Below are 25431 nucleotides of genomic sequence, written 5' to 3' on the forward strand. Positions count from 1 at the left end.
TGGGCGCGCGGGCTAGGACGCGGGCGCCCGTTCGACGGTGGCGACGGTCGGCCCGACGCGCAGCACGCCGTCGTTGAGAGGTGTGCAGCGGACGCCGCCGGTGGTGCGCAGCGCCTTCCACGCCCCGGGGCCGACAGTCACGTCCATCCACGCGCACGGGCGGGCGGCTCGGTTGACCCGCAGGCTGACCGGGCCGTCGCCGGAGTCGAGGACGAGCACCTTCCCGATCAGCTCGTCCACAGCGAGCCCCGTGGTGAGGATGTTGCGCCGCACCTGTGCCAGGCCGGTGCCGGCGGGCAGGGACTCCTGGGCGATGACAGTCACGCTGGCGTCGCGGTGTGCCGGCTTGCCGAAGTAGCGGTCGCCGACGATGCCGAGGCCGGCCCGGATCTGGACGACGTCGACCAGTTCGCCGGGTGGCGCCGGGGCCGGGCCGTCGGCGGGCCGGCCCAGGAAGCGGTGCACCGGTGAGGCCAGCAACTCGACGATCCGCGACATGGCCCGAATTCTACGAACCGGACCTCGTGTCCCGGGTCGGCTCGAGGTTCGCCGCCGTCTCAGACCGCCAGGGCTGCCCGGACCTCCCGTTCCGCCGTCGCGCCGCCGTCGCCGCGCGAGGTCACCCGGCCGGATTCCAGCACGTGGTAGCGGCTCGCCACCCGCAACGCGAAACCCAGGTGCTGCTCGACGAGGAGCACGCTGAACCCGGGTTGCCGGGTCAGTTCGACGATCCGTTCCTGGATCTCCGCGACGACCGACGGCTGGATGCCCTCGGTCGGCTCGTCGAGCATCAGCAGCCGCGGCCGGGTGATCAGAGCGCGGGCGATCGCCAGTTGCTGGCGTTGACCGCCGGAGAGCAGCCCGGCCCGTCGACGCAGCAGCGGACGCAGCGCCGGGAACAGGTCCAGCACCTCCGCCGTGGCCACGGCCCCGTCGCGCCGGCCGTCGGCGACCAGGCGCAGGTTCTCCGCCGCCGTCAGGTGCGGGAAGCACTGCTGGCCCTGCGGGACGTACGCCATCCCGCGCGCCACCCGCTCGTGCGGCCCGCGGCGGGTGACGTCCTCGCCGTCCAGCTCGACAGTGCCGGCGCTCGGACGCAGCAGGCCGGCGGCGACCCGCAGCAGCGTGCTCTTTCCGGCGCCGTTGTGCCCGAGCACCACGGCCACCCCGTCGGGCGGGACGGCGAGGTCGACTCCGTGCAGCACCCGACTGCGCCCGTATCCGGCGTGCACCCCGCGCAGGGTAAGCATCATGCCTCCAGACCGCTGGAGGCCGACCCGGCGTCGACCGGGTGGCCGAGGTAGACCTCCTGTACGCGCGGGTCCGCCTGGACCTGCGCCACGGTGCCCTCGCTGAGCACCCTTCCGGCGTGCAGCACTGTGACGCTGCGGGCGAACCGGCGCAGGAAGTCCATGTCATGCTCGATCACGACGACAGTGCGGTCCCGGCTCACCGTCTCCAGCAGGGCGCCGGTGGCGTCGCGTTCCTCGTGGCTCATCCCGGCGACCGGCTCGTCGAGCAGCAGCAGCCGCGCGTCCTGCACCAGCAGCATGCCGATCTCCAGCCACTGCTTCTGGCCGTGCGCGAGCGTCCCGGCGAGCTGGTCGGCCCGCCCGGTCAGTCCGATCGTGTCCAGCGCGGCGGCAACCTCGCCGGGGATGCCACGGCGGCGACGGGCAAGTGTCGCCCAGCTACGCCGGGCGCCGGCGGCGATGTCGAGGTTCTGCACCACCGTCAGCTCCTCGAAGACCGTCGAGGTCTGGAAGGTCCGTCCGATGCCCAACCGGCTGATCTTGTGCACCGGGCGGCCGAGCAGCTCCTGGTCGCCGAACCGGACCGAGCCGGTGGCCCGCACCAGGCCGGTGACCGCGTCCACGAGAGTGGTCTTGCCGGCGCCGTTGGGCCCGATCAGGAACCGGATGTCACCGGCGGGCACCTCCAACGAGACACCGTCGACCGCCGTGAACCCGTCGAAGCTGACCCGTAGGTCACGGACGGACAACCCGTCCAGCCGCTCGCCGCTCATGCTGTGCCGGCTGGGCACGCGCTCACGGCCCTCGCTGCGCTCGGTGCGTTCGCTCATGCCGTGCTGGCTGGGCACGCCCTCACGGCCCTCGCTGCACTCGGTGCGTTCGCTCATGCCGTGCTGGCCGGGCACGCCCTCACGGCCCTCGCTGCGCTCGGTGCGTTCGCTCATGGCACCGGCACCTCCGTCCGCTCCGCCCGCCGCCGGCCCGGCGGCGACCACCCGCGTCGGCGCGGTTGCGCGCCGCCGTCGCGGCGGCGGGCCAGCGCCCACAGCGACGCCAGGCCCCCGGGAAGGAACGCGACAACCACCACGAACAGCAACCCCTGCAGGTACGTCCAGGTGCCGGGGAACCGCTCGGAGAGGGCGGTACGCGCCCAGGCCACAGCGACCGCGCCGAGAACCGGGCCGAGCAGGGTGGCCCGACCACCCACAGCGACCCCGATGACGAACTCGATCGACGGAACGATGCCGATCAGCGCCGGCGAGATGATGCCGACCGCCGGCACGAACAGCGCCCCGGCCAGCCCTGCCATGCCGGCGGCCACCACGTACGCGACGAGCTTGACCGACGCCGGGTCGTAGCCGAGGAAACGGACGCGTTCCTCGCCGTCGCGGACCGCCACCAGCAGCTCGCCGTAGCGGCTGTGGATGAGCTGGCGGGCCAGCGCGAGCAGCGCCAGCAGGACACCGGCGATGATGAAGTAGACCATCCGCTGGTTTACCGGGTCGTCCAGGTCGTAGCCGAAGAAACCCTCGATGTCGGTGAGCCCGTTGGTGCCACCCGTGGTGCCCTGCTGGCCGATCAGCAGGATCACCATTGCGGCGGCGAGGGCCTGGCTGAGGATGGCGAAGTACGCGCCCCGTACGCGGCGGCGGAACACCAGCGAGCCGAGCCCGAACGCGACAGCCATCGGCAGCAGCACCGTGGCGGGCAGCGCGAACCACGGGCTGGCGAAGGGCCGCCACCACACCGGCAGTTCGTCGAGCTGCCCGTACAGCTGCATGAAGTCGGGCATCCCGCCCGGACCCGCGTCGGCGAGCTTGAGATGCATGGCCATCGCGTAGCCACCGAGGCCGAAGAAGACGCCCTGGCCGAGGGTGAGCATCCCGCCCCGGCCCCAGGCGATCCCGATGCCTACCGCGACCATTGCCACGCAGAGGTACTTGGCGAGCAGCGACAACCGGAAGTCCGACAGCACCAGCGGCGCCACGGCGAACAGCAGCGCCGCGCCGAACGCGAAGCCCGCCGCCGCCCGCAGCCGCGACCGGCCCTCCGGCGGGTTCGGCGGTACGGCGCCGGCAGGTGCCGGTTGCACTGCGGTGTCCGGTCGGGCGGGTGTCACGGCGGTCATGCGAGGCTCCTGGTCCGCAGGGTGAACAGTCCCTGTGGTCGCCACTGGAGGAACGCGACGATCGCCACGAACACGATCACCTTGGCGACGCTGAGGGTGGTCAGGTACTCCCCCGTGGCCTGGAGCACGCCGAGGGCGAAGGCGACGATCACGGTGCCCTTGAGCTGACCGATCCCGCCGACCACGACGACCAGGAAGGCGTCGATGATCAGGTTGGTGCCCATCGTCGGGCCGATCGGGCCGAGCAGGGTGAGCGCCACACCGGCGAGCCCGGCCAGGCCGGAGCCGATGAAGAAGGTCGTCCGGTCGACCCGGGCGGTGGGGATGCCCGAGACGGCGGCGAGGTCGCGGTTCTGCACGACGGCGCGGATCCGGCGGCCGAGCGGGGTGAGCCGCAGCGCCAGGGTGAGCGCCGCGACGGCGGCCAGCGCCAGGGCGAGGATGAACAGGCGGTTGTTGGCGACGGTCAGGCCGCCGGGCAGCGCCACGTTGCCGGTGAGCAGCTCCGGCGCGCGGGTCTGCACGTTCGGGCTGCCGAAGACGTCACGGGCCAACTGTTGCAGCATCAGCGACACGCCCCAGGTGACCAGCAGGGTGTCCAGCGGCCGGGCGTAGAGCCTGCGGATCAGCAGGACCTCCAGCAGCGCACCCATCGTGCCGGCCACCACGAACGCCACCGGCAGCGCGACAAGCAGCGACATTCCGGCGCCGGTGATGCTCTGTTGCAGGACGTACGTGGTGTAGGCGCCGGCCATGATGAACTCGCCGTGCGCCATGTTGATCACGTTCATCTGCCCGAACGTCAGCGCGAGACCGAGCGCGATGAGCAGCAGCACCGCGCCGATGCTGATGCCTGTGAAGAGTTGACCGAAGAGGACTGTCACGGTGCGTACTCCGAACTGCTTGTCGGGTGGCCCGGGCGGGTCGCGCGGCAACACGGCCCGCCCGGGCCGGCATCGTCAGCTCAGGCCGCTCGCCCACGGGTAGCTCTTGAGGTACGGGTCCGGCTCGATCGGCTTGCCGGAGTTCCACACCTCGGTGATCAGACCGTCGGCCCCGACCTTGCCGATCCGGGCGGTCTTCGCGATGTGCTGCGTCTCCCCGTCGACGGTGACCAGACCCTCGGGCGCGTCGAAGGTGATCCCGTCGGAGGCAGCACGGACCTTCTCCACGTCGAACGCGCCAGCCTTCTCGACCATCGCCTTCCACAGGTACACCCCGACGTACGCGGCCTCCATCGGGTCGCTTGTCGGCTTGTCCGCGCCGTACTTCGCCTTGTACGCGGCCACGAACTTCGCGTTCGCCGCGCCGGGCGTGGTCTGGTAGTAGTTCCAGGCGGTCAACTGGCCTTCGAGGTACTGCGTGCCGATGCCCTTGACCTCCTCCTCGGCGATCGACACCGACACCACCGGCATCGCGGCAGCGGTCAGTCCGGCCGACTTGTACTCCTTGAAGAAGGCCACATTGCTGTCGCCGTTGAGGGTGTTGAACACGGCGGCCGCACCGGAGGACTTGACCTTGTTGACGATCGTGCCGAACTCGGTCGAGCCCAGCGGGGCGTAATCCTCGCCCAGCACGTTCATCCCGTTCGCTGTCGCGTACGCCTTGATGATTTTGTTTGCCGTACGCGGAAAGACGTAGTCACTGCCGACCAGGTAGACCGATTTGACGCCCTGCGCCTTGAGGTAGTCGAGGCCGGGAACGATCTGCTGGTTGGTCGTCGCTCCGGTGTAGAAGATGTACGGCGACTGCTCCAGGCCCTCGTACTGCACCGGGTAGAACAGCAGCGCCTTGTTCTTCTCGAACACCGGCTTGACAGCCTTGCGACTGGCCGACGTCCAGCAGCCGAAGACGGCGGCGACGCGATCCTCGGAGATGAGTTTCTCGGCCTTTTCCGCGAAGGTGGGCCAGTCCGATCCGCCGTCCTCGCCGACGGGCTGGATCTTCTTGCCGAGGACGCCGCCAGCGGCGTTGATCTCCTCGACGGCGAGCATGATGGAGTCGCGGACGGTGACCTCGCTGATCGCCATGGTCCCGGACAGCGAGTTGAGCAGGCCCACCTTGACGGTGTCGCCGGAGATGTCGGCGCTGACGCCGGCCGCGCCGCCCTCGTCGCTGGTCTTGCTGCCGCACGCGGTCATCGCGGCCGCGGCGACCAGGGTCATGGCACCCGCCAGGATGCGGCGGCCCCGGAATAGTGACATCAATTCTCCCTGCGGTGCACGTGAAGTGGCGAATGGACGTTCGGCGCCATCGACCGGGCGGTCGTGGCTGCGTCGATGTCGTGCCTGACGGTGCGGTGCGGTCCGTGGAGCTGAGGCGGGCGATGTCTGGTGCGGCGGGTGGACGCCGACCGGGCACCGGCTCGGATATGGGCACCGAAAGCGTCGACCGGCATCATTGCGAGGAGGTTTCCCGGTCCTTAATTGACTGTTTCCGCGCCACCGTTCGACGGGTACGCGAAAACGGGCCGCCACCGCGCTGAAATAGCGGTGTCGGCCCGTTAACGAAATCTGCGGATCAGTGCCATCACAATGGACGGCGGGCGATTCCGCCGAGGGTGGGCACACATTTGTGGGCTCCGGCCCGCAAGCCAGATCCTTCACACAGGAAGCATCTTAGGGCCGCGCCGGGTACGGCTGTCAAGCACCGTGCCACGCTTGTGCGATCGTCACGCGCCGATCGTCGCCGACCGGTGCGGCCGACGGTCAGAGCTGGGCGAGGACCGTGAAGTCGAGCCCGTCTGCCTCGGCCAGGTAGATCCGCTGCCGCACGTGCCGTTGCCGCAGCCGCAGCCGCCCGCGCGGCCCGTGGTACGCCACGTCGTCGGCCGCCGTCTCGATCGCCCGCACGTCGAGGGTCCGTGCCTGTCCGATGAGGGCGGCCAGCAGCATCACACCTTCGTAACAGGACTCCCCCAGACTGCCCAGCGGCGGCGCCTCCACCCCGAACCGGCGGGCGAACTCCCCATGGAAGTCGAGGTTCTCCTGGGTCACCAGGCCGGCGAAGAAGCCCGCCGTGCTGTACAGCCGTCGAGTCGCACCGGCACCGCTGGCCAGCAGCATGTTCTCGTCCATGAGGGTGCTCAGGCGCAGGCAACGCTGGTCCAGACCGGACCGGGCGAACGCCCTGTTGAACCGCACCGCGTCGGCGCCGACGAGGAGCATCAGCACCGCGTCGGCGTCGCTGTGCTCGATGCGGCGCAGCACCTCGTCGAAGTCGTGCGTCTCCAGCGGCAGGAAGCTCAGTCCCACCACCCGACCACCACCGCGCAGCGCGTACCGCTGGGCCGCCCGCGCGGTACGCCGGGGCCACACGTAGTCGTTGCCCACCACGAACCACCGGCGTACGCCCTGCTCCTGAGCGAGCAACCGCATGGCAGGCCACAGTTGGGCGTCCGGCGTCTCACTGGTGAGGAAGACCCCTTCGGTACGCTCGCCGCCCTCGTACAGGGCTGTGTAGACGTACGGCACCCGGTGCGCGACCCGGGGCGCCAGCGCTTGGCGTACCGACGAGATGTGCCAGCCGGTCACGCCTTGCACGGCCCCGACCGACACCAGCGCCTCGACCTCGGCGGCCACCTGGGCGGGCGGGGCCCCACCGTCGACCGGAACCAGCCGCACCTCCCGGCCGAGCACCCCGCCACACCTGTTGATCTCCTCGACCGCCAGTTGGGCGCAGAGTTCACAGGTCGGGCCGAACATTCCCGCCGGCCCACGCATCGGGTACACCAGCGCGATGCTGACCACGGCCGAATCGACTGTGAGCCACGGCGCTGCCGGCGCGGACATGAGCACATGATTGCCCGGCCCAGGTCGGAAGACCAGAGCTCACCACTGACCGGGACGACTCGGTAACATGACAGGGCCACCGGACCAGGGAGATCCATGTCAGACGTGCCCGGGGCGCCAGCCGACCTGCTGCGCTCGCTCACTCGCGCCGAACGGCTGCTCTCCCGCCGGTTGGGCGCCGTCCTGGCCGACGACGGGCTGACCATCGAGGCGTGGCGGGTGCTCTGCCTGCTCGCCGACGGCCAGGGCCACCCGATGAGCGAGGTGTCCGCCGAGGCGTTCCTGCCGCCCGGCACCCTCACCAAGCTTGTCGACCAACTCGTCGACCGCAACCTCGTCTTCCGCCGCGTCGACGTGCTGGACCGCCGGCGGATCCGCGCGTACCTGACGGCCCGGGGCCGCCGCGAGCACGAGCGCATCGACCAGCAGATCCGGGCCAACCTCGCCGAGGTGGGCCTCCGGGACGCCACCGACCTGGCCGACCTGACCGACCAGCTCGCCACCCTGGTCGACCGTCTCGACCCGGCCTCCCGCCACGACCACAACCACAACCGCGACCACAACCACGACCGCGCGACCGCAGCGGGCCTGCACCGCTGACCTCCGCCTCCGCCCGGATGCCTGTACCCACACCGGCGGATACCCGCGCTCACACGAACGCCGGACGCCTGCCCCACATCAGAGCCCGGTGTCTGCGCCACATCAGAGCCCGCCACCGCCTGCCCCTCGCGCTTCCCAGGCCATCGCGGGCACCCCAGGCAGCCGCGAGGGTGCTGCGCCGATCCCGCCACAACGAACGCGCCGGTCGATGCCGAAACCTGGGTCCCGGTCGATGCCGAGAACCTGGATCCCAGCAGCGATGCGGGCGCGGGTCCGAGCCATGGGTGGGGGCCGCCCTGGAGCAGCCCTCGGCGGGGCGGTTCTAGAGCGTGATACCTGTGAGTCATCTTGATGACTCACAGGTATCACGCTTCGGACCAACCTGCCCGAGCAGAGACGACTGCACCCCTTGGTCGCGGCCGTCAGTGGTTCCCTGGTCGTTGCCGTCAGTGCCGCGGGCGCGCCGGCGTCGTGCCACGCTCAATGCCTGCCGGCACGCGGTCACAGCCGGCGGCCCTCGACGGGCACCGCGACAGGACCGCTGCCGACGGGACCGACGGCGACAAAGCCGCTGCCGACAGGTCCGCCGCGGGCCGCGCACGCCGACGCCGAGGCGCAACGAGGTGGACGCCGCCGTCCGGGAGGCCGCGTGCCGCCCAGCCGTCTCTGCCGCCGCCGTGGCACCAGCCCTCAGCAAGCCCACCCGGCCGCGTGCGCGCGAGCCTCAACGGTCAGGTGGGCGCGCAGGGTGTGTGCGTCCGGGGCGGTCGCGGTCCACAGTGTTGCCGGCCCGTCTGCGAGGGGCAGTCGCACGACGGCTCCGTCGGCAAGCACCTGGGGTGGTTCGGCGGGTCGCGACGGGTCGACCACCAGCAGCGAGCCGGTGGCCTGCGCTCCGCCGAGCACTGCCGGGCCGGCCCAGCCGGGCGCGTGCGGCCCGACGGCCAGCGACTGCCGCAGCAGCGGCCGGCCGTCGTGGTCGACGTGGGTATGGACGACGGCGCTGCCGGGCGCCTCACCGAAACGGCCACAGATCAACTCGTCGCGCCAGCGCAGGCTTGCCCCTGCGGCCAGGTCGATGTGGGCTTCGGCGAGGTGCGCGCAACCGGCCGCCGCGACCAGTTGCTCCGGCAACCAGTGCAGCGTGGCGCCGGCGTGCACCGCCGCCCGCACGACCATCCGGGACACGGCACCGGGACGGCCGGGCAGGGCGACCGACGCGGCGACCGAGTGCACCCGTACCGCCGCCTCGGCCCCCACCTCGATGTCCAACCGGAGGTCGTCGCCGGCCAGCGGGCCGGCGGCGCCTCCCACGACGTACACCGTGGGGGTGCCGTTTCGGGCCGGGGTCTGACGCAGCAGCAGCGGCGTCTCGCCGTGCACCTCGACAAGGGTCGTGCCACCCCGCCCGTCGGCCCGGGCCACCAGCCGGGCGGACGCCCGCATCAGGTCGTGCCGGGCGACACGGCGAGTGGGTACAGAGCCGCGTGGTGGGCCAGTTCGTGCCGGATCCAGTCGGCGACCCGGCCCGCCGTTGGATCGGCCACGATGGACAGGAACAGGGTTGGCAGGTCACCGCGTCGGGCGCGGGCGTCCCGGTCCATCACCCCCAGGTCGGCACCCACCATTTGCGCAAGGTCGGTCTTGTTGATCACCAGGAGGTCGGCGGCGGTGACCCCCGGTCCGCCCTTGCGCGGCACCTTGTCCCCGCCGGCCACGTCGACCACGAAGATCTGCCGGTCGACAAGGCCCCGGCTGAAGGTGGCGGTGAGGTTGTCGCCACCGCTCTCCACAAGCACGAGGTCCAGCGGGCCGACGGTCTCGGCCAGTTCGTCCACGGCGTCGAGGTTGGCGCCGATGTCGTCGCGGATGGCCGTGTGGGGGCAGCAACCGGTCTCCACGGCGCGGATGCGCTCCGGATCGAGCACGCCGGCCCGCTTGAGAAAGTCGGCGTCCTCGGTCGTGTAGATGTCGTTTGTCACCACGCCGAGTCGCAACTCTCCGGCGAAGGCTCGGCAGAGCGCCGCCACCAGGGCGGTCTTGCCGGAGCCGACCGGCCCACCGATGCCGACGCGCAGCGCCCGGCCGGCCCGCGCCAGCGGCGGGTGCGGGTCCACCCCCGGTTCCGGGTGGGTATGCGGAACGGACTCGTCGTGCGGCACAGCGGTCGGCTCGGCGGCGGACGCGGGTACAGCGGTGTCAGGACGCAAAGAGACGCACCTCCCAGGTGGCATGGACTTCGGCTGAGATGTCGGCGAGTGGAGCGGCCGCGGCCGGCAGCCGCTCCGGTGGGTCGTCGGCGACCCGCGCCGCGTCGGCGGCGATGCCGTCGCAGGCGTCGGCGAGGCCGACCAGCAGGGCCTGGACCTGGTACGGGTCGAGGCCGAGCAGGCGTACGCCAGCGCTCGCCGCACCGGTCACCGTGCCGTACACGGCGACGGTCGCGGTTTCGGTGCGGCTGAGGCCGGCGGCGGCGCAGAGCAGCCCCAGGACGAGCGGCTGGTGCGCTCCGCCGGGGGTGGTGGGCAGGTCGGCGAACGCGGCGTCCGGCCAGATCGCCCGCCCGGCGCGCAGCAGCGCCCGGCCCTGCCGGCGGGACACGGCGCGCAGCGCCGGGGAGGCGGTCCGCGCGTCCAGCTCGGCGTCGAGCCGCGCCAGGGCGGCCCCGGCGTGCTCATTCGCCCCGGTGCCGTCTGGCGCTGCCGCCCGGTGCGCCGCCGCCGCGAACGCCGCACCGACCAGTCCGGCGGTGGCCAGCCGGCCGATCAGGAACGCCTCCAACGAGGCCAGGTCGTCGACCCGGCCCGCCGCGACGGCCGCCTCCAGGCCGCCGGAGTGCGCGTGCGCGCCGGCCGGAAAGCGCCCGTCGGCAAGCAGCAGGAGCAGGCTGGACGTCGCCATCAGAACAGGAAGTACCGCTGGGCCATCGGCAGTTGGGGCACCGGGTCCGGTTCCACCACCTGACCGTCGATCCGGACCGTGAACGTGTCCGGCTCCACCTCGATCCGGGGCATCGCGTTGTTCTCCGGCAGGTCGGCCTTGCCCCGGGACCGTACGTCGGCGACGGGCACCACCCTCCGCCGCACATCGAGGCGGAGCCCGGCGTCGAGCGCGGCCGGGGCCACGAAGGTGAGGCTGGTGGCCGCCGCGGCAGCCCCGTACGCCCCGAACATCGGGCGCGGAAGCATGGGCTGCGGGGTGGGGATCGACGCGTTGGCGTCACCCATCTGTGCGTACGCGATCATGCCTCCTTTGATCACCAGGTGTGGGCGTACCCCGAAGAAGGCCGGGTCCCAGAGCACCAGGTCGGCGAGCTTGCCCGGCTCGACGGAGCCGATCTCCCGTTCCAGCCCGTTGGCCATGGCCGCGCAGATCGTGTATTTCGCGACGTACCGCCGGGCGCGGTGATTGTCGGCCGCGCCGTCGCCGGGCAGGGCGCCCACCCGTTCCTTCATCACGTGCGCGCTCTGCCAGGTCCGCAGGATCACCTCGCCGACCCGGCCCATTGCCTGGGCGTCAGAGCCGATGATCGAGATCGCCCCGAGGTCGTGCAGCAGGTCCTCGGCGGCCATCGTGGACGGTCGGATCCGGCTCTCGGCGAAAGCCAGGTCCTCCGGCACCGACGGATTGAGGTGGTGGCAGACCATCAGCATGTCCAGGTGCTCGGCGAGGGTGTTACGGGTGTACGGCCGGGTCGGGTTCGTCGAGGACGGCAGCACGTTCGGCTCGCCGGCCACGGTGATGATGTCCGGCGCGTGCCCGCCTCCGGCACCTTCGGTGTGGTACGAGTGGATGGCCCGCCCGCCGATGGCACGCAGGGTGTCGGCCACGAAACCGGCCTCGTTGAGGGTGTCGGTGTGGATCGACACCTGGACACCAGAGGCGTCGGCCACCCGTAGGCAGGCATCGATCGCCGCCGGAGTGGTGCCCCAGTCCTCGTGCAGCTTGAAACCGCCCGCGCCGGCCCGCAACTGTTCCCAGAGCGCCTCGGTGGAGACGGTGTTGCCCTTGCCGAGCAGCAGAATGTTCACCGGCAGCGTGTCCAGCGCCTCGTGCATCCGGGCCAGGTGCCACGCGTTCGGGGTGACGGTGGTGGCCCGGGTGCCCTCGGCGGGGCCTGTACCGCCGCCGACGAGCGTGGTGATGCCGCTGGCCAGCGCCTCGGTGACGATCTGCGGGCAGATGAAGTGCACGTGGGTGTCGACGGCGCCGGCGGTGAGGATCCGCCCGTTGCCGGCGATCACCTCGGTGGCCGGACCGATGACCAGGTCGGGATGGACGCCGGGCATGGTGTCCGGGTTGCCCGCACGGCCGAGGGCGACGATCCGGCCGTCGCGCAGCCCGACGTCGGCCTTGACGACTCCCCAGTGGTCGAGCACCACGGCGCCGGTGATGACGGTGTCGAGGGCGCCCTCGGCGCGGGTGGTCCGGGACTGTCCCATCGACTCGCGGATCACCTTGCCTCCGCCGAAGACCACCTCGTCGCCGCCGACACAGTGGTCGGTCTCCACCTCGATGAGCAGGTTCGTGTCGGCGAGACGGATGCGGTCGCCGGTGGTGGGGCCGTACAGGTCGATGTAGCGGTCCCGCCGCACGGCGCTCACCGCGCCGGCCCGTCGGCCGTCGGCGCGGCCTGGTCCAGCGGCCCGGCGCACTCCCCGCGCAGGCCCGGCACGATGCGCAGGCCGCCGAGGGGCACCAGGTCCACGCTGCGGCTGACGCCCGGCTCGAACCGTACCGACGTGCCTGCCGGTACGGCGAGCCGCTGCCCCCAGGCGGCGTCCCGGTCGAATGTCAGCGCCGGGTTGGTCTCGGCGAAGTGGTAGTGCGAGCCCACCTGCACCGGGCGGTCGGCGGTGTTGACCACGAGCAGCGTGGTCACCGGACGGCCGGCGTTGATCTCGACCGGGCCGTCGGCCGGCAGGATCTCCCCGGGGATCACGGGATCGGGTGGTGCACAGTCACGAGCTTGGTGCCGTCCGGGAACGTCGCCTCCACCTGCACCTCCCTCAGCAACTCGGGGATGCCGTCCTGGACGTCGTCGCGGGTGAGCACGGTCCGGCCGGCCGACATGAGGTCGACCACCGACCGGCCGTCGCGGGCGCCTTCGAGCAGGAACGCGGTGATGAGCGCGACGGCCTCGGGGTAGTTGAGTCGCAGGCCGCGCTCTCGGCGGCGGCGGGCGACATCGGCCGCGACGTGGACGAGCAGGCGGTCCTGCTCGTGCGGGCTGAGGAACACGGGATCTCCCGGTGGGATCGGCGTGCCCGGCTCGCCGGCTCCGCAGGGAGCCGCACCGGGACAGCAACATCCCGGGGTACGAGCTGGAGTCACACGACCGCCTGGCCCGCTGCCGACGGGGTGACCCGGGACTCCACCATCCCGGCCCGCGCGACGAGCACCCGGCGGCTTCCGGTCGGATGCGGACCGCACCGCCCACCGCTTGATCAGACCGTAGAGGACCGCCACGGGCCGGGGCAACAGTCCGTTCGGGATCACAGCCGTGCCCGCGACAGTGGGTACGGGTGCTCAGGGTGTCCGGAGACGCGCAGGGGATGATCACCCGGTGACGGCGATGAGGGGTAATCAGAAACTGTTCGGCGCTGCGTTCCTGGCGGTGGCGACGGTCGGGGTGTGGCTGCTCTGGCTGGGCTGGGACACCGAGTACACGGTCGACCCGGAGACCAGCTCGACGAGCGGTCCGTACGAGCCGTGGCAGGTGATCGGCTGCGTGTTGACGCTCGTGCTGCTCGCCGCCCTGGCCGGTACGCGGCTGAGCCCGTGGCTGGTGGCGCCGGTGATGACGATCGCCTTCACTGTGGCCTGGTCGTGGCAGGCCGCGTCGACCGACGACAGCGGGTTGTGGGCGGTCGGTGGATTCCTGGTGCTTGTCGGCATGGCCGCCGGCAGCACTGTGGTGAGCCTCGCGGGACGGCGCATCGGCAGGGCGCTGGCCAGCCGGAACCGCTAGGGCACGGCCCGGCCGGGACGTGGGTCGCCCCGGCCGGGCGTGACGTTGGGATGCCCGTCGTCAGGGTCTGCTGGCCACGACTCCTGACCCGCAGTCGAGAGCGCGATGGGATCAGTGGGCCGCGGCGGGCTCCGGCTCGCGGCGCGGCCCGGGCGCTCCCGCGAACGGGACGTCGACGTGCTCGGTCGCCGGCTGACCATCGGGGTGCCGCCACAGCCCGCGCTCGTGCAGGATCGGCAGCACACCTTCGCCGAACCAGTACGCCTCCTCCAGGTGCGGATAACCGGAGAGGATGAACTCGTCGATGCCGAGCGCGTGGTATTCGGCGATCCGATCGGCGATCTCGGTGTGGCTGCCCACGAGCGCGGTGCCGGCGCCGCCACGGACCAGCCCGACGCCGGCCCACAGGTTGGGTGCGACCTCCAGTCCGTCGCGGGAGCCGCCGTGCAGGTCGAGCATCCGGCGTTGCCCCTCGGATTCGCTGCGGCGTAGCCCGTTCTGCACTGCCAGAATGTCAGCCTCGTCGATGCCGTCGAGCAGGCGACGGGCCTGCGCCCACGCCTCGTCCGCGGTGTCCCGGGCGATGACGTGCAGCCGGATGCCGAAGCGCAGTTCACGGCCAGCGGCGGCAGCGAGCGACCGTACCCGGTCGAGCTTCTCGGCGACCTGGGCCGGCGGTTCGCCCCAGGTGAGGTAGACGTCGCTGTGCCGTACCGCCACCGGCAGTGCGGCGGCGGACGAGCCACCGAAGTAGACAGGTGGCGTCGGGTCGGGCAGCCGGTGCAGCCGCGCCTGCTCGACGCGCAGGTGGGTGCCCGTGTGGTCGACTGTCTCACCTCGCCACAGCCCGCGCACGATGTGCAGGAACTCGTCGGCCCGCGCGTACCGGGCGTCCTTGTCCAGGAAGTCGCCGAACGCCCGCTGCTCCTGGGACTCGCCTCCGGTGACCACGTTGAGCAGTAGCCGACCCCGGGACAGCCGCTGGAAGGTGGACGCCATCTGGGCGGCCAGGGTGGGTGCCAGCAGACCCGGTCGGAAGGCGACAAGGAACTTGAGCCGTTCGGTCACCTCGGTGAGCATCGCGGTGCTCAGCCAGGCGTCCTCGCACCACGCGCCGGTCGGGGTGAGCGCGCCGACGAAGCCGAGCTGCTCGGCGGTGCGGGCGATCTGCCCGAGGTAGGCGACGCTTGCTGGTCGGGCACGACCGGCAGTGCCGGACGGCATGCCGTGTCCGCCGCCGACGATGTCCCTGCTGTCGCCGTTTGTCGGCAGGAACCAGTGGAAGGTGAGGGTCATCTCGGCTCTTTCCTTCGGTGCGTGGTCGGTAGGCACTGCGGTGGGAGGGCCGCTCCTGAGGGTTGGGACGATCCCGCCGCCACTCTACCCATAAAACCTATCGGGTTAGTAGGCTACCGACCGCCCCGACCCCTACCGGTCGACGTGGCCCGGTTCACCTGCCCGACCCAAGGAGTCGCCATGCGTACCCCCTCGACGAGCCGCCACCTGCATCGCCGCAGGCTGGTCACGGCCGCCCTGACGGCTGCGGCCCTGATCGCCACGACCGCCCTGAGCGCCTGCGGCGGGTCCGCCGACGCCAAGGACGACCCCGGTACGCTCCGCATCGGCTACCAGCGCTTCGGCGGGCTGAGCCTGGTCAAGGCGCGCGACGCCACCCCCGGAGTGCAGTGGTCGCTGTTCGAGAGCGGACCGGCGCTCACCGAGGCACTCAAGGCCGGATCCATCGACATCGGACAGGTCGGCGAGGCCCCACCGGTCTTCGCCGCGGCCGGCAAGATCCCGTTCTCCGTCATCGGCACCTCCGCGCCGATCCCGCAGGGTGAGGCCGTGCTGGTCAAGGCCGACAGCGGCTACCGCACCTTCGCCGACCTGAAGGGCAAGCGGGTCGCCCTGAACAAGGGCTCCAACGTGCACTGGCTGCTGGTCCGGCTGCTGGAGGCCAACAACATGACGTTGCAGGACATCGACGTCAAGTACCTCAAACCCGCCGAGGGCCGACCCGCGTTCGACAACGGGCAGGTCGACGCCTGGGTGATCTGGGATCCGTACTTCGCCCTGGCCGAGCAGCCGGGGGTCCGCGTGCTCGCGGACGCGACGGGGCTGGCCAGCAACCGCGAGTACGTCCTGGCCGCACCGGACGCCGTCGAGCACCGCTCCGACGAGATCCGCACGTTCCTCCAGCGGTACCGCGAGGTGACCGACTGGGGCATCGCCAACCCGCAGGAGCGGGCCCGCATCCTCGCGCCGGAGCTGAAGATCCCCGAGGACGTCACCAGCCGCGCCCTGGCCCGCAGCGCCAAGCCGCTCGCCCCGGTCGGTCCGGACATCGGCGACGAACTCCAGGCGATCACCGACAGCTTCATCTCCCTGGGCCTCATCCCGGGCCCTGTCGACATGCGGTCCCGGATCGACGACCGGTTCAGCGAGGTGTTCCGGTGAGCCGTACGACTCTCGTCGAGGCTCCCGCCGAGGTCGGCGCCGCCGCGCCGGTGGCGGCTCGCCGTGAACGGCCGGCCCGGCGGTGGCGACGGCTGGTGAGCCCGGTCGTGCTGGTGCTGGGCTGGGAGGCAGCGGCCCGAGTCGGGTTGCTGGCGCCGGAGAAGCTGCCCGCGCCGAGCGACGTGCTGGCCACCGGCGCGCGGCTGACCCGTGACGGGACGCTCGCCGTACACCTTGTGGACTCGCTCACCCGCGCCGGCGCCGGGTTGCTGATCGGCGGTGTGCTGGCGCTGGTCCTGGGAACCGTGGCGGGATTGCTGCGGCTCGGCGACGACCTTGTCGACCCGCCGGTGCAGATGGCCCGGATGCTGCCGCACCTGGGGCTGGTCCCGCTGCTGATCATCTGGGTCGGCATCGGCGAACCGCTCAAGATCAGCCTGGTCGCCCTGGGTGCGTTCTTCCCGATCTACTTCAACACCTACGCCGGTATCCGGGACATCGACGAACGACTTGTCGAGGCGGCCCGTACCTGTGGGCTCGGCCAGGCCGCCCGACTGCGCCACGTCGTGCTGCCCGGCGCGCTGCCCGCGCTGTTCCTCGGCCTGCGGCTGGCCATCGGCGCGGCCTGGCTCAGCCTCGTCGTCGGCGAACAGGTCAACGCCCAGACCGGAATCGGCTTCCTGATGATGGAGGCGCGCGAGTTCAGCCAGACCGATGTGGTGGTGCTCGGCCTGCTCGTCTACGCCCTGCTCGGACTGATATCCGACCTTGCCCTGCGTGTCGCGGAGAGGAAGATGTTGACATGGCGTCGCGGACTGCGGGCCACCTGACAGGTGCGGCGCCCGTGCTCACCGCCCGGGCGGTCCGCCGCGCGTTCGGGCCGACGACAGTGCTGGCCGGGGTCGATATGAGCATCGCGCGGGGCGAGGTAGTGGCCCTGCTGGGCGGCAGCGGCTCGGGCAAGAGCACCCTGCTGCGGATCCTCGCCGGGCTGGACGGTGCCGCCGGTGGCGAGATCGCCGTACACGGCACCGCCGCGGTGGTCTTCCAGGAACACCGGCTGCTGCCGTGGAAGCGGGTCGCGGCAAACGTCGGGCTCGGGCTGTCCGGCCCCGATCCGGCCGGCCGCATCCAGCGGGCACTCGCCGAGGTCGGGTTGGCCGAGCGGCACCGGGCCTGGCCCGCCGAGTTGTCCGGCGGGCAGGCGCAGCGGGTGGCCGTCGCGCGTGCCCTGGTCCGCGAACCGGACCTGCTGCTGCTCGACGAGCCGTTCGGTGCACTGGACGCGCTGACCCGCCTGCGGATGCAGATGCTGCTGCGCCGGCTGCGCGCCGAGCACGGCTTCGCCGCCCTGCTGGTCACCCACGACGTGGAGGAGGCACTGCTGCTCGCCGACCGGATCCTGCTCCTGGACGCGGGCCGCATCGCCGCGGACCTGCCCGTCGACCTGGCACCCACCCGTACGCCGGACGACCCGGCCTTCGGCGCGCTGCGCCGGCACCTGCTCGACCAACTCGGCGTTCCCACCACCTGACGAGCGGAGACCTCGATGACTCGCTGGACCCCCGACCCCACCTTCTACCCCTCCCCCGGCGAGGCGGTGAACGCGCCCGCGGAGAAGCTCGCCTACGTGGCGGCGTTCGACCGGACAGCCACCCGACCGGACGCGATAGTGGTGTTGGACACCGACCCCGACTCCCCCGACTACGGCCGCGTCGTCGGCTGGACCGACCTGCCGCACCTGGGCGACGAGCTGCACCACTTCGGTTGGAACGCGTGCAGCAGCGCGCTCTGCCCGACCGCCCCGCACCCGCACGTCGAGCGGCGCTACCTGATCGTGCCCGGCCTGCGCTCGTCGCGGATCCACGTCATCGACACCCAACCCGACCCGCGCCAACCCCAGGTGGTCAAGGTGATCGGGCCGGAGGAGCTGGCCAAGCGCGCCGGCTACTCCCGCCCGCACACCGTGCACTGTGGCCCGGACGGCATCTACGTCTCGGCTCTCGGCGGCGCGGACGGCGCGGAGGGTCCAGGCGGCATCGCCATCCTGGACCACACCACATTCGAGGTACGGGGGGCGTGGGAGGCCGACCGGGGGCCACAGTTCCTGGCGTACGACATGTGGTGGCACCTCACCCAGGACGTGCTCGTCACAAGCGAGTGGGGCACCCCGTCGATGATCGAGGACGGCATCATCGGTGAGCTGCTGCTGGGCCGGCGCTACGGTCACGCCATCCACTTCTGGGATCTCGCGAAGCGCCGACACGTGCAGCGGATCGACCTGGGCGACCAGTATCAGATGCCGCTGGAGCTACGCCCGGCGCACGACCCCACCAAGTCGTACGGGTTCGTCGGGGTGGTGATCAGCGTCGAGGACCTGTCCGCCTCGATCTGGCTGTGGCACCGCGACGGCGACGCCTGGGCGGTCACCAAGGTGATCGACATTCCGGCGGAGCCGGCCGACCCCGCGGACCTGCCCGACCTGCTCAAGCCGTTCGGCGCGGTGCCGCCGCTGGTGACCGACATCGACCTGTCCGTCGACGACCGTTTCCTGTACGTCTCCTGCTGGGGCACGGGTGAGCTGCGTCAGTACGACGTCAGCGACCCGCTGCACCCGGTGCTGACAGGCTCGGTGCACCTCGGCGGGATCGTCCGCCGCACCGCGCACCCGTCCGCTCCGGACGAGGCGTTGGCCGGCGGCCCGCAGATGGTCGAGGTGAGCCGGGACGGCCGGCGGGTCTACGTCAGCAACTCCCTCTACGGCGCCTGGGACGACCAGTTCTACCCGGACGGAGTGGGCGCCTGGCTGGCCAAGCTGGACGTCGACGTCCAAGCCGGCGGTCTCACACCGGACGTCAGGTTCTTCCCACACGGCGACGAGTTCCGTGGCCTGCGCGTGCACCAGACGCGGTTGCAGGGCGGGGACGCGTCCTCCGACTCGTACTGCTTCCCGTGACCGTCGGCACCTGGGTGACGCTTGCCGCGCTCGGCGCGTTTCACGGACTGAATCCGGCGATGGGTTGGCTGTTCGCTGTGGCCCGCGGCCTACAGGAGCGCAGCAGGGCAGCCCTGCTGCGCTCGCTGCCGCCCATCGCGGCGGGGCACCTGGCCTCGGTGGGGATCGTCGCCGCGCTTGTCACAGCGACCCGGTCGGTGACGGCGAGCACCATCCTGGCGGTCGCCGGCGGCGTACTCCTTGTGGGTTTCGGGTTGTGGCGGTTGCTGTCCGAACGGCACTTCCGCTGGGCGGGGATGCGGATGTCCGCGGCGCAACTCACCGGCTGGTCGTTTCTCATGTCGTCGGCGCACGGCGCGGGGTTGATGCTGCTGCCGGTGCTTGTGCACGAGCCCATGGCCGGGGGCCACGCCGGGCACCTGGCCGCCGCGCCGATGGGCGCGCTGCCCGGGCTGGCCGCGGCCGGGGTGCACACGGTGGCCATGCTCGGCACCGCCCTTGTCGTCGCGGTGCTTGTCTACCAGGTGTTCGGGGTGGGGGTGCTCCGCCGGGCGTGGTTCAACGTCGACCGGCTCTGGGCCGGTGTGCTCGTCGCAGCCGGCGTGGTCACGCTGATCCGAGCGTGAACCCCAGCCGTTGGGGCGAAGCAGCCCGACCCGCGCCGGCCCAAAGGGCCAGCACGGGTCGGGCGTGGCGGCTGCGTCGCCGCCGTGGTGTCAGCGAGCCGGAACGGTCAGGCGCGGGCCTTCGCCGGCTGCTTCAGGAAGGCCATGATCGCCTTGTTGACCTCGTCGGCGTTCGTCCACGGGATACCGTGCGGTGCGCCCTTGAGGGTGACGAGCTGGGCGGTAGGCATCATCGGGGCGAGCCGCTGACCGGTGACCGGGTAGGGCAGCACGTTGTCCTTGTCGCCCTGGACGATCAGCACCGGCACGTCGACCTTCGGCAGGTCGCCGCGGAAGTCCTCCTGCCAGGCGTCCACGCTGTCGTGGGTGGCCTTGGCCGAGCCCATCGCGCCGATCTGCCAGTGCGCCCGGTACGCCTCGTCGCTGACCAGCTTGCCCTTGTTCTCGCTGTAGTTGAAGAACGCGTCGCAGAACTGGGTGAGATAGGCGAAGCGGTCCTTGATGATGGCGTCCTGGAAGCCCTTGAAGAGGCTTGTGTCCACGCCCTCCGGATTGTCCTTGGCCTTGGCCAGCATCGGTTGCAGCGGGCTGAGCAGCACCGCCTTGCTCACCCGCTGCGAGCCGTAGTTGCCCAGGTAGCGGATAACCTCGCCGGTGCCCATCGAGTGGCCCACAAGGATCGCGTCCCGCAGGTCCAGTTCGGTCATCAGCACGTCGAGGTCCGCGGCGAACGTGTTGTAGTCGTACCCGAACGCCGGTTGGGCGGAGTTGCCGAAACCGCGCCGGTCGTAGGTGATGGTCCGATATCCGGCGTTGAGCAGCACGTTGGTTTCCTTCTCCCACGTTGCCCCGTTGAACGGGAAGCCGTGGATCAACACCACCGGCTGACCGGATCCGTGGTCCTCGTAGTACAGGTCGATGGGCGCGGAGTTTTCGGTCCCTACGGTGATGAAAGGCATGTTGTGTCTCCTGCTCCGGATCGGGGCTGTCGGACGTCAGCGCTTTCCCACCGGGTCGCCGGATATGCGGCCCAGCGGATCGACCAACGTGGCAGGAACAGGGGGTTTTCCGATCGGGCCGTGCCGCCTAGCGTTGGGACGTGACTCCTCCCCCTCGACTGCGGGCCGTCAGCGACCTGCACATCGGCTATCCGGACAACCGCTCGTTCGTCCAGGAGCTACGCCCGGAGCACGACGGCGACTGGCTGATCGTCGCCGGTGACGTGGCCGAGCGGTACGCCGACATCGAGTGGGCCCTCGGGCTGCTGAGCAGCCGTTTCGCGAAGGTGATCTGGGCGCCGGGCAACCACGAGCTGTGGACGCCGCCCAACGACCCGGTGCAGCTGCGCGGCGAGGCGCGCTACCAGGAGTTGGTGCGGCTGTGCCGGCGGCTGGGGATCGTCACGCCGGAGGATCCGTATCCGGTGTGGGACGGCGCGAGCGGTCCGGCCACTATCGCCCCGCTCTTCGTGCTGTACGACTACACGTTCCGGATGCCCGAGGCGCGCACCAAGCAAGAGTCACTGGACCTGGCGTACGCGGCCGGTGTGGTGTGCACCGACGAGGCGCTGCTGCACCCCGACCCGTACCCGAGTCGGGAGGCGTGGTGCGACGCCCGGGTCACCGAGACCGAACGCCGGTTGGCCGAGCGCGACCCGGAGCTGCCGACAGTGCTGGTCAACCACTACCCGCTGGTCCGCGAGCCCACCGACGTGCTGTGGTACCCGCAGTTCGCCCAGTGGTGCGGCACGGTCCGCACCCGCGACTGGCACCTGCGCTTCGGCGCGTCCACGATGGTCTACGGGCACCTGCACATTCCGCGTACGACCTTCCATGACGGTGTGCGTTTCGAGGAGGTCTCGCTGGGCTATCCGCGCGAGTGGCGTCGGCGCGGTTCCACGCCCCGCCCGGTACGCACCATCGACCCGGCGGAGGACCTGCGCCGGATGCGGCAGACGGCCGTCTGACCCGTCGGGTGGCGCGGCGTCGCACCCGCCCTCGGGCGGCGCCGGAGGACGGGTGCGACTGTGGATCAGACCGAGAAGTTGCGGAACAGCAGGGATGCCAGGCCGAGCGCCAGTGCCAGGTTGAACACTGTGGCGCTGGCGAACACCGCGACGGGCCGCCAGCCGGCCTCCCGCAGCGACGCGACCCGGACCTCCAGGCCGATGCTGACGAAGGCCAGGATGAGGAACCACACGCGCAGGTCGTTGACGATGGCGATGGTGGCCTTGCCGTCCGCGCCGGCCGTGTCGAGATACCAGGTCGCGATGACCGAGGCGGCGACGAAGCCCAGGACGAACTTGGGGAAACGCCGCCACACCTCACCGAGGCCCGGTCGGGCGGCGCCGGGCCGCCGCTCCACCTTCAGCGTGAAGTACGCGGTGAGCACCACCGCGACCACACCCATCAGGGCGTTCTGGGTGACCTTGACGATGCTGGCGATCTGGAGCGCCTCCTCGCCGGCGAGCGCACCGGCGGCGGTGACCGCGGCAGTGGTGTCGATGTTGCCGCCGATCCACGCGCCGGCCACCGCGTCGGAGAGTCCGAACAGGTCGGCCAGCCAGGGCAGGATGAAGATGGACGGCAGCGCGAAGACGATGACCAGACTCGCCGTGTAGGCCAGTTGCTCACGTCGCGCCCGCACCGCGCCGGCGGCGGCGATGGCCGCGCTGACCCCGCAGATCGACACCGCCGAGGCGAGCAGAGCACGCAGCTTGTCGTCGAGCCCGAACCTGCCGGCCAGCCACCAGGTGAACAGGAACACCCCGCTGATCAGCAGGATCGCCTGGGCGATCGCCGGGCCGGCGGCGCTGGCGATGACGGCCAGGTTGATCGACGCCCCGAGCAGCACCAGACCGGTCTTGATGAAGAACTCGGTCCGGAACGCGGCGGCGATCCGGTCGCGCCACCCGAGCAGCGTGACGGCGACGTTGCCGAGCAGGCCGAGCAGGATCGCGTAGACCGGGTACTCGACGGCCGCGCCGATGTCCTCGACTGCCGTGCCCTCGGCCCATTCGGGGACGTTCTGCTCCAGGTAGCGGGTGAGCGCGGCGAGACCGACCACGACCACCAGACCGAGGGCCGTCCAGGCCCAGAACCTGCCGTCGCGTACGACGCCCACCGGGCCGGCCGGATCGTCGGCCGCCGGTGGCCCGCTGGCCGGCGTGGTTTCGACGGCATCGGCGGGCGCCTCGTCCGCGCGGGTGCCGTCCCCCGTGCGGGTCGTGTCGGTGGCCATCAGGGCACCAGCCCGGCGGGGATGGCACCGAGCAGGACGAGAGCGAGCAGGGCCAGGCCGAGAATGGTCGCCAGCCAGTCCTCGTTGAACGCGAGCCGGGACTCCCCGGCCGTCGGCGGGGTGGACGGTGGCTGATCGGCTGTCATGGCGTACCTCCATGGGGATGGACCGATCCGGCACGGCCGGATCGGTGGAGAGTGCGTTGAGGTGTGTGCGCGGCCACGCCGGTGACCGGACGGGTCACGCCTCGGCGGGCGATCCGGCGGCGGGGCCGGACGCGGGCGCCGTGGTGCGGGTGCTCAGCGGAACGCCGGCGAGCCCGGACAGAGCTCGGAGGCGACCCGCATCAGGTCCACGACCAGGCGGGAGGTGAGGAGCGGACCGGCCGGCATTCGCCCATTTTCCTACTTGTCCGATAGGAATTCAAGGGCGTGGGCGTGGATTCTCCGGGCCCTGTCACGACAGCGGGGGTCGGAGCCCCACCAGGCTCCGACCCCCGCTGTACGTCCGACCCCGTTACGGGGTGGGGTACTCCGCGATGTAGACCGGCGCACCGACCTTCGTCATGTCGGCAGCCTCGCCGACGCCGTTGACCACGTGGTCGATCGTTCCGGCGCTGAGGTTGACGGTCATGATGTGGTGCAGCTTCACACCTGGCCGCCTCGGCACCTCGAAGCCGTTCTCGGTGCGGATCGACGGGTTGTTCTGGTTGAAGACGTACACGCCTCCGCCGTACAGGGTGTGGTGCCGTACCCGGTCGCCGACCTTGTAGCCAGCCCACCCCTCGACCCGGCCGTTCATCCAGTCGGCCTGCGTCGGCGGGTCGTACGGCAGCTCGTTCTGGTAGAGGATCGTGGTGCCGTGCTCGCCGTTCCAGACCGTGTTGTAGCGCTGGAAGTGCTCGACGAACAGGCCGGTGGCTGTCACGTGGTCGCCGTTGATGACGGCGCCGTAGCGACCGGTGTTGGTGCGCCAGCGGTCGGTGTCACCGTTGACGCCCGCGGTGAAGCCCTCGACGCCGTGGTCGCCGCGCCACACCCAGGTGTGGTCGATGAGCACGTTGTCGCTGTTGACCTCCAGTGCGGTGTTGGTGCGGCCGATGTGCGGGCCACCGACACGGAAGTACACGTCGGACAGCGTGGTCGGGTTGGTGCGGCTGCTGGCGTGCTGACCGTGCTGACCGTGCTGACGACCGACTCGCAGCAGGACCGGCGACTCGACGGTGCCGGCGTCGATGGTGACACCGGCGACGATCACACCGGGGACACCTGCGACGTCGAGGGGGACGGCACCGTTGACGGCGGTGAGCGTGGCGTGCCCGATGCCGAGCACCACAGTGTCGGCGCGGCGGATCTCGATGCTGCGGGCGATGTCGTACACCCCGGGGGTGAGCAGGAGGTGCCTACCGCGCGCCAACTGACTGTTGATCACGTGCACCGGGTCGGACGGCTTCGCGATGAAGAAGTCACCGATGCCGATGGTCCGACCCGGCGTCATGCCCTTGGCCCAGGAGACGCCCCGGCTGTCGCGCTGCGCGGCGGGTACCCGCACGTTGTAGCGGCCCCTGCCGTCGACGAACAGGTAGGGCTTTTCCCGGCTGAGCGGCGTGGTGTCGAGGGTGGTGTACGGCGGGTCGGGGAACGTGGCGTCGTCGGGTGCGCCCTCGACCCCGGCGAAGACCTGGTTCCACACGGCGTTGGACCAGCTGGCGACCTCGCTGTTGCGGGTCAGCCACTGCTGCTGGGATCCGTTGGTGGTGGCCGGCAGCCGCGAGTCGGCGATGAAGCCGCCGCTTGCGTACTGCGGGCCGGCGGTGCAGTAGTCCATCAACGACAGCCCGCCGCCGTTGATGTTGAGCCGGCGCATCGACACCGCCTGGGACACCGCCCAGAAGTTCGCAGTCGATCGGCAGTCGTCCTGACCCGCCGCGTTGATGGTGAGCGACAGGTTGGACAGGGTGCGCCAGAAGTTGACAAGCGCGAGACAGTTTCCGGTGCCACCGTCGGCGAGGCAGCGGTTGTAGACCTCAAGCTTGCCGTTGACTGTGACGTCGGTGGGCGAGGCCCCCAGGCCGGACACCTCGGTGTAGTAGCCGACCTTGGCCTGCAACGGCCGCTCGGCGGTGCCGTAGGTGCCGGGCTTGAACAGGTACGCGTGCCGCTCGGTGCCCATCTCGTTGTCGACCTGCCGGGCGTGCGCCGCGTCGAGGGTCCGCTGGATCTCGCCGACCGGCATGGCCGGGTCGAAGATCGTCACGTTGGGGCCGAAGTCGGGTGCGCCGCCGCCCGGGCGGCCGGCCGTGGCGGCGGTACTGCTCATCGTGACGGTGGCGGTCACGAGCAGGGCGAACAAGAGGGTACGACGGGACGGGATTGTCATGCGGTTCGTCCTCTCCGCTGGCCGGACATG

Annotated in this window: 26 protein-coding genes; 8 read left to right on the plus strand and 18 right to left on the minus strand. The window is 71.2% G+C overall.

The annotated features are described in order from the left end of the window. Nucleotides 1-12: 12 nt before the first annotated feature. From ACPXB1_RS11985 to ACPXB1_RS12015, 7 genes are all read right to left on the minus strand, one after another. Nucleotides 13-498, minus strand: coding sequence for a molybdenum cofactor biosysynthesis protein (locus ACPXB1_RS11985; RefSeq protein ID WP_355588985.1), 486 nt, complete (start codon nt 496-498; stop codon nt 13-15). A 59-nt stretch (nt 499-557) separates the two neighbouring features. Beyond that, complete coding sequence (urtE, locus tag ACPXB1_RS11990; RefSeq protein WP_425735229.1) at nt 558-1253, minus strand: urea ABC transporter ATP-binding subunit UrtE; 696 nt, start codon at nt 1251-1253, stop codon at nt 558-560. Continuing rightward, on the minus strand, nt 1250-2197 hold the full coding sequence (gene urtD, locus ACPXB1_RS11995) for an urea ABC transporter ATP-binding protein UrtD (protein WP_355588981.1): 948 nt from the start codon (nt 2195-2197) through the stop codon (nt 1250-1252). The genes urtE and urtD overlap by 4 nt, the downstream gene beginning before the upstream one ends. Beyond that, complete coding sequence (gene urtC, locus ACPXB1_RS12000; RefSeq protein WP_355588980.1) at nt 2194-3381, minus strand: urea ABC transporter permease subunit UrtC; 1188 nt, start codon at nt 3379-3381, stop codon at nt 2194-2196. The genes urtD and urtC overlap by 4 nt, the downstream gene beginning before the upstream one ends. Continuing rightward, nucleotides 3378-4265: an urea ABC transporter permease subunit UrtB gene (urtB, locus tag ACPXB1_RS12005; RefSeq protein ID WP_355588978.1), complete on the minus strand. Its 888-nt coding sequence runs from the start codon at nt 4263-4265 to the stop codon at nt 3378-3380. Before urtB ends, urtC begins: the two co-directional genes overlap by 4 nt. A gap of 75 nt (nt 4266-4340) precedes the next feature. Further along, a complete protein-coding gene (gene urtA / locus ACPXB1_RS12010; protein WP_082377684.1) occupies nt 4341-5585 on the minus strand; it encodes an urea ABC transporter substrate-binding protein in 1245 nt (414 codons plus the stop codon). Between the two features lie 504 nt (nt 5586-6089). Next, on the minus strand, nt 6090-7172 hold the full coding sequence (locus ACPXB1_RS12015; protein ID WP_355588976.1) for a substrate-binding domain-containing protein: 1083 nt from the start codon (nt 7170-7172) through the stop codon (nt 6090-6092). Between the two features lie 96 nt (nt 7173-7268). On the opposite strand from ACPXB1_RS12015, the gene ACPXB1_RS12020 reads away from it, so the two are divergent. Further along, entirely contained in the window at nt 7269-7772 is a 504-nt protein-coding gene (locus ACPXB1_RS12020; protein ID WP_425735230.1) for a MarR family winged helix-turn-helix transcriptional regulator, read from the plus strand. 690 nt (nt 7773-8462) lie between these two features. Here the strand turns inward: ACPXB1_RS12020 and ACPXB1_RS12025 are convergent. From ACPXB1_RS12025 to ACPXB1_RS12050, 6 genes are read right to left on the minus strand one after another with little or no spacing between them, the layout of a single operon-like run. Further along, nucleotides 8463-9218, minus strand: a complete 756-nt coding sequence (locus ACPXB1_RS12025; protein ID WP_425735231.1) for an urease accessory protein UreD — start codon at nt 9216-9218, stop codon at nt 8463-8465. Beyond that, nucleotides 9218-9982, minus strand: a complete 765-nt coding sequence (gene ureG / locus ACPXB1_RS12030) for an urease accessory protein UreG (RefSeq protein WP_082377661.1) — start codon at nt 9980-9982, stop codon at nt 9218-9220. The genes ACPXB1_RS12025 and ureG overlap by 1 nt, the downstream gene beginning before the upstream one ends. Beyond that, complete coding sequence (locus tag ACPXB1_RS12035) at nt 9972-10673, minus strand: urease accessory protein UreF (RefSeq protein ID WP_425735232.1); 702 nt, start codon at nt 10671-10673, stop codon at nt 9972-9974. Before ACPXB1_RS12035 ends, ureG begins: the two co-directional genes overlap by 11 nt. Further along, nucleotides 10673-12376 (minus strand): urease subunit alpha, encoded by a 1704-nt coding sequence (locus tag ACPXB1_RS12040; protein ID WP_053660030.1) that lies wholly within the window; start codon nt 12374-12376, stop codon nt 10673-10675. The genes ACPXB1_RS12035 and ACPXB1_RS12040 overlap by 1 nt, the downstream gene beginning before the upstream one ends. Continuing rightward, nucleotides 12373-12714, minus strand: a complete 342-nt coding sequence (locus ACPXB1_RS12045; RefSeq protein ID WP_053659635.1) for an urease subunit beta — start codon at nt 12712-12714, stop codon at nt 12373-12375. The genes ACPXB1_RS12040 and ACPXB1_RS12045 overlap by 4 nt, the downstream gene beginning before the upstream one ends. Continuing rightward, nucleotides 12711-13013 (minus strand): urease subunit gamma, encoded by a 303-nt coding sequence (locus ACPXB1_RS12050; RefSeq protein ID WP_167944032.1) that lies wholly within the window; start codon nt 13011-13013, stop codon nt 12711-12713. The genes ACPXB1_RS12045 and ACPXB1_RS12050 overlap by 4 nt, the downstream gene beginning before the upstream one ends. Nucleotides 13014-13347: 334 nt before the next feature. Between ACPXB1_RS12050 and ACPXB1_RS12055 the strand changes: the two genes are divergently transcribed. Further along, nucleotides 13348-13743, plus strand: a complete 396-nt coding sequence (locus ACPXB1_RS12055; protein ID WP_053659631.1) for a hypothetical protein — start codon at nt 13348-13350, stop codon at nt 13741-13743. 111 nt (nt 13744-13854) lie between these two features. Here the strand turns inward: ACPXB1_RS12055 and ACPXB1_RS12060 are convergent, their stop codons facing one another. Next, the gene (locus tag ACPXB1_RS12060; RefSeq protein WP_053659629.1) at nt 13855-15039 is read right to left on the minus strand and encodes an LLM class flavin-dependent oxidoreductase; all 1185 of its coding nucleotides are present in this window, start codon (nt 15037-15039) and stop codon (nt 13855-13857) included. A 180-nt stretch (nt 15040-15219) separates the two neighbouring features. Between ACPXB1_RS12060 and ACPXB1_RS12065 the strand changes: the two genes are divergently transcribed. Genes ACPXB1_RS12065 through ACPXB1_RS12085 form a run of 5 tightly spaced genes read left to right on the plus strand, consistent with a single transcriptional unit; the run spans nt 15220 to nt 19782 of the window. Beyond that, nucleotides 15220-16200, plus strand: coding sequence for an aliphatic sulfonate ABC transporter substrate-binding protein (locus tag ACPXB1_RS12065; RefSeq protein ID WP_425735233.1), 981 nt, complete (start codon nt 15220-15222; stop codon nt 16198-16200). Next, nucleotides 16197-17030 (plus strand): ABC transporter permease, encoded by an 834-nt coding sequence (locus tag ACPXB1_RS12070; RefSeq protein ID WP_425735234.1) that lies wholly within the window; start codon nt 16197-16199, stop codon nt 17028-17030. Before ACPXB1_RS12065 ends, ACPXB1_RS12070 begins: the two co-directional genes overlap by 4 nt. Next, the gene (locus ACPXB1_RS12075; RefSeq protein ID WP_355632772.1) at nt 17003-17734 is read left to right on the plus strand and encodes an ABC transporter ATP-binding protein; all 732 of its coding nucleotides are present in this window, start codon (nt 17003-17005) and stop codon (nt 17732-17734) included. Before ACPXB1_RS12070 ends, ACPXB1_RS12075 begins: the two co-directional genes overlap by 28 nt. 15 nt (nt 17735-17749) lie before the next feature. Beyond that, a complete protein-coding gene (locus ACPXB1_RS12080; RefSeq protein WP_355632769.1) occupies nt 17750-19156 on the plus strand; it encodes a selenium-binding family protein in 1407 nt (468 codons plus the stop codon). Continuing rightward, nucleotides 19153-19782 (plus strand): hypothetical protein, encoded by a 630-nt coding sequence (locus ACPXB1_RS12085; RefSeq protein WP_355588951.1) that lies wholly within the window; start codon nt 19153-19155, stop codon nt 19780-19782. The genes ACPXB1_RS12080 and ACPXB1_RS12085 overlap by 4 nt, the downstream gene beginning before the upstream one ends. A 107-nt stretch (nt 19783-19889) precedes the next feature. Here ACPXB1_RS12085 and ACPXB1_RS12090 read toward each other — a convergent pair whose 3' ends face one another. Further along, on the minus strand, nt 19890-20741 hold the full coding sequence (locus tag ACPXB1_RS12090) for an alpha/beta fold hydrolase (RefSeq protein ID WP_355588949.1): 852 nt from the start codon (nt 20739-20741) through the stop codon (nt 19890-19892). Between the two features lie 140 nt (nt 20742-20881). Between ACPXB1_RS12090 and ACPXB1_RS12095 the strand changes: the two genes are divergently transcribed. Further along, nucleotides 20882-21748 (plus strand): metallophosphoesterase family protein, encoded by an 867-nt coding sequence (locus tag ACPXB1_RS12095; RefSeq protein ID WP_425735235.1) that lies wholly within the window; start codon nt 20882-20884, stop codon nt 21746-21748. 65 nt (nt 21749-21813) lie between these two features. On the opposite strand, the gene ACPXB1_RS12100 is transcribed toward ACPXB1_RS12095, so the two are convergent. From ACPXB1_RS12100 to ACPXB1_RS12110, 3 genes are all read right to left on the minus strand, one after another. Next, nucleotides 21814-23022, minus strand: a complete 1209-nt coding sequence (locus ACPXB1_RS12100) for a YeiH family protein (protein WP_425735236.1) — start codon at nt 23020-23022, stop codon at nt 21814-21816. Next, nucleotides 23022-23168 (minus strand): hypothetical protein, encoded by a 147-nt coding sequence (locus tag ACPXB1_RS12105; protein WP_355588943.1) that lies wholly within the window; start codon nt 23166-23168, stop codon nt 23022-23024. The genes ACPXB1_RS12100 and ACPXB1_RS12105 overlap by 1 nt, the downstream gene beginning before the upstream one ends. A gap of 370 nt (nt 23169-23538) precedes the next feature. Then, nucleotides 23539-25341, minus strand: coding sequence for an adenylyl cyclase (locus tag ACPXB1_RS12110; protein WP_425735300.1), 1803 nt, complete (start codon nt 25339-25341; stop codon nt 23539-23541). Nucleotides 25342-25431: the final 90 nt, after the last annotated feature.

The sequence above is a fragment of the Micromonospora sp. DT68 genome (assembly GCF_049847245.1).
GTDB classification, from domain to species: Bacteria; Actinomycetota; Actinomycetes; order Mycobacteriales; family Micromonosporaceae; genus Micromonospora; species Micromonospora profundi.

Excerpts from the sequence above, each read along its gene's own strand:
- ACPXB1_RS11985 (WP_355588985.1), bottom strand. The coding sequence starts at position 498 with ATGTCGCGGATCGTCGAGTTGCTGGCCTCACCGGTGCACCGCTTCCTG.
- urtE (WP_425735229.1), bottom strand. The coding sequence starts at position 1,253 with ATGATGCTTACCCTGCGCGGGGTGCACGCCGGATACGGGCGCAGTCGG.
- urtD (WP_355588981.1), bottom strand. The coding sequence starts at position 2,197 with ATGAGCGAACGCACCGAGCGCAGCGAGGGCCGTGAGGGCGTGCCCGGC.
- urtC (WP_355588980.1), bottom strand. The coding sequence starts at position 3,381 with ATGACCGCCGTGACACCCGCCCGACCGGACACCGCAGTGCAACCGGCA.
- urtA (WP_082377684.1), bottom strand. The coding sequence starts at position 5,585 with ATGTCACTATTCCGGGGCCGCCGCATCCTGGCGGGTGCCATGACCCTG.
- ACPXB1_RS12015 (WP_355588976.1), bottom strand. The coding sequence starts at position 7,172 with ATGTCCGCGCCGGCAGCGCCGTGGCTCACAGTCGATTCGGCCGTGGTC.
- ACPXB1_RS12020 (WP_425735230.1), top strand. The coding sequence starts at position 7,269 with ATGTCAGACGTGCCCGGGGCGCCAGCCGACCTGCTGCGCTCGCTCACT.
- ACPXB1_RS12025 (WP_425735231.1), bottom strand. The coding sequence starts at position 9,218 with ATGCGGGCGTCCGCCCGGCTGGTGGCCCGGGCCGACGGGCGGGGTGGC.
- ACPXB1_RS12035 (WP_425735232.1), bottom strand. The coding sequence starts at position 10,673 with ATGGCGACGTCCAGCCTGCTCCTGCTGCTTGCCGACGGGCGCTTTCCG.
- ACPXB1_RS12055 (WP_053659631.1), top strand. The coding sequence starts at position 13,348 with ATGAGGGGTAATCAGAAACTGTTCGGCGCTGCGTTCCTGGCGGTGGCG.
- ACPXB1_RS12060 (WP_053659629.1), bottom strand. The coding sequence starts at position 15,039 with ATGACCCTCACCTTCCACTGGTTCCTGCCGACAAACGGCGACAGCAGG.
- ACPXB1_RS12065 (WP_425735233.1), top strand. The coding sequence starts at position 15,220 with ATGCGTACCCCCTCGACGAGCCGCCACCTGCATCGCCGCAGGCTGGTC.
- ACPXB1_RS12075 (WP_355632772.1), top strand. The coding sequence starts at position 17,003 with ATGGCGTCGCGGACTGCGGGCCACCTGACAGGTGCGGCGCCCGTGCTC.
- ACPXB1_RS12080 (WP_355632769.1), top strand. The coding sequence starts at position 17,750 with ATGACTCGCTGGACCCCCGACCCCACCTTCTACCCCTCCCCCGGCGAG.
- ACPXB1_RS12090 (WP_355588949.1), bottom strand. The coding sequence starts at position 20,741 with ATGCCTTTCATCACCGTAGGGACCGAAAACTCCGCGCCCATCGACCTG.
- ACPXB1_RS12100 (WP_425735236.1), bottom strand. The coding sequence starts at position 23,022 with ATGGCCACCGACACGACCCGCACGGGGGACGGCACCCGCGCGGACGAG.
- ACPXB1_RS12105 (WP_355588943.1), bottom strand. The coding sequence starts at position 23,168 with ATGACAGCCGATCAGCCACCGTCCACCCCGCCGACGGCCGGGGAGTCC.
- ACPXB1_RS12110 (WP_425735300.1), bottom strand. The coding sequence starts at position 25,341 with ATGAGCAGTACCGCCGCCACGGCCGGCCGCCCGGGCGGCGGCGCACCC.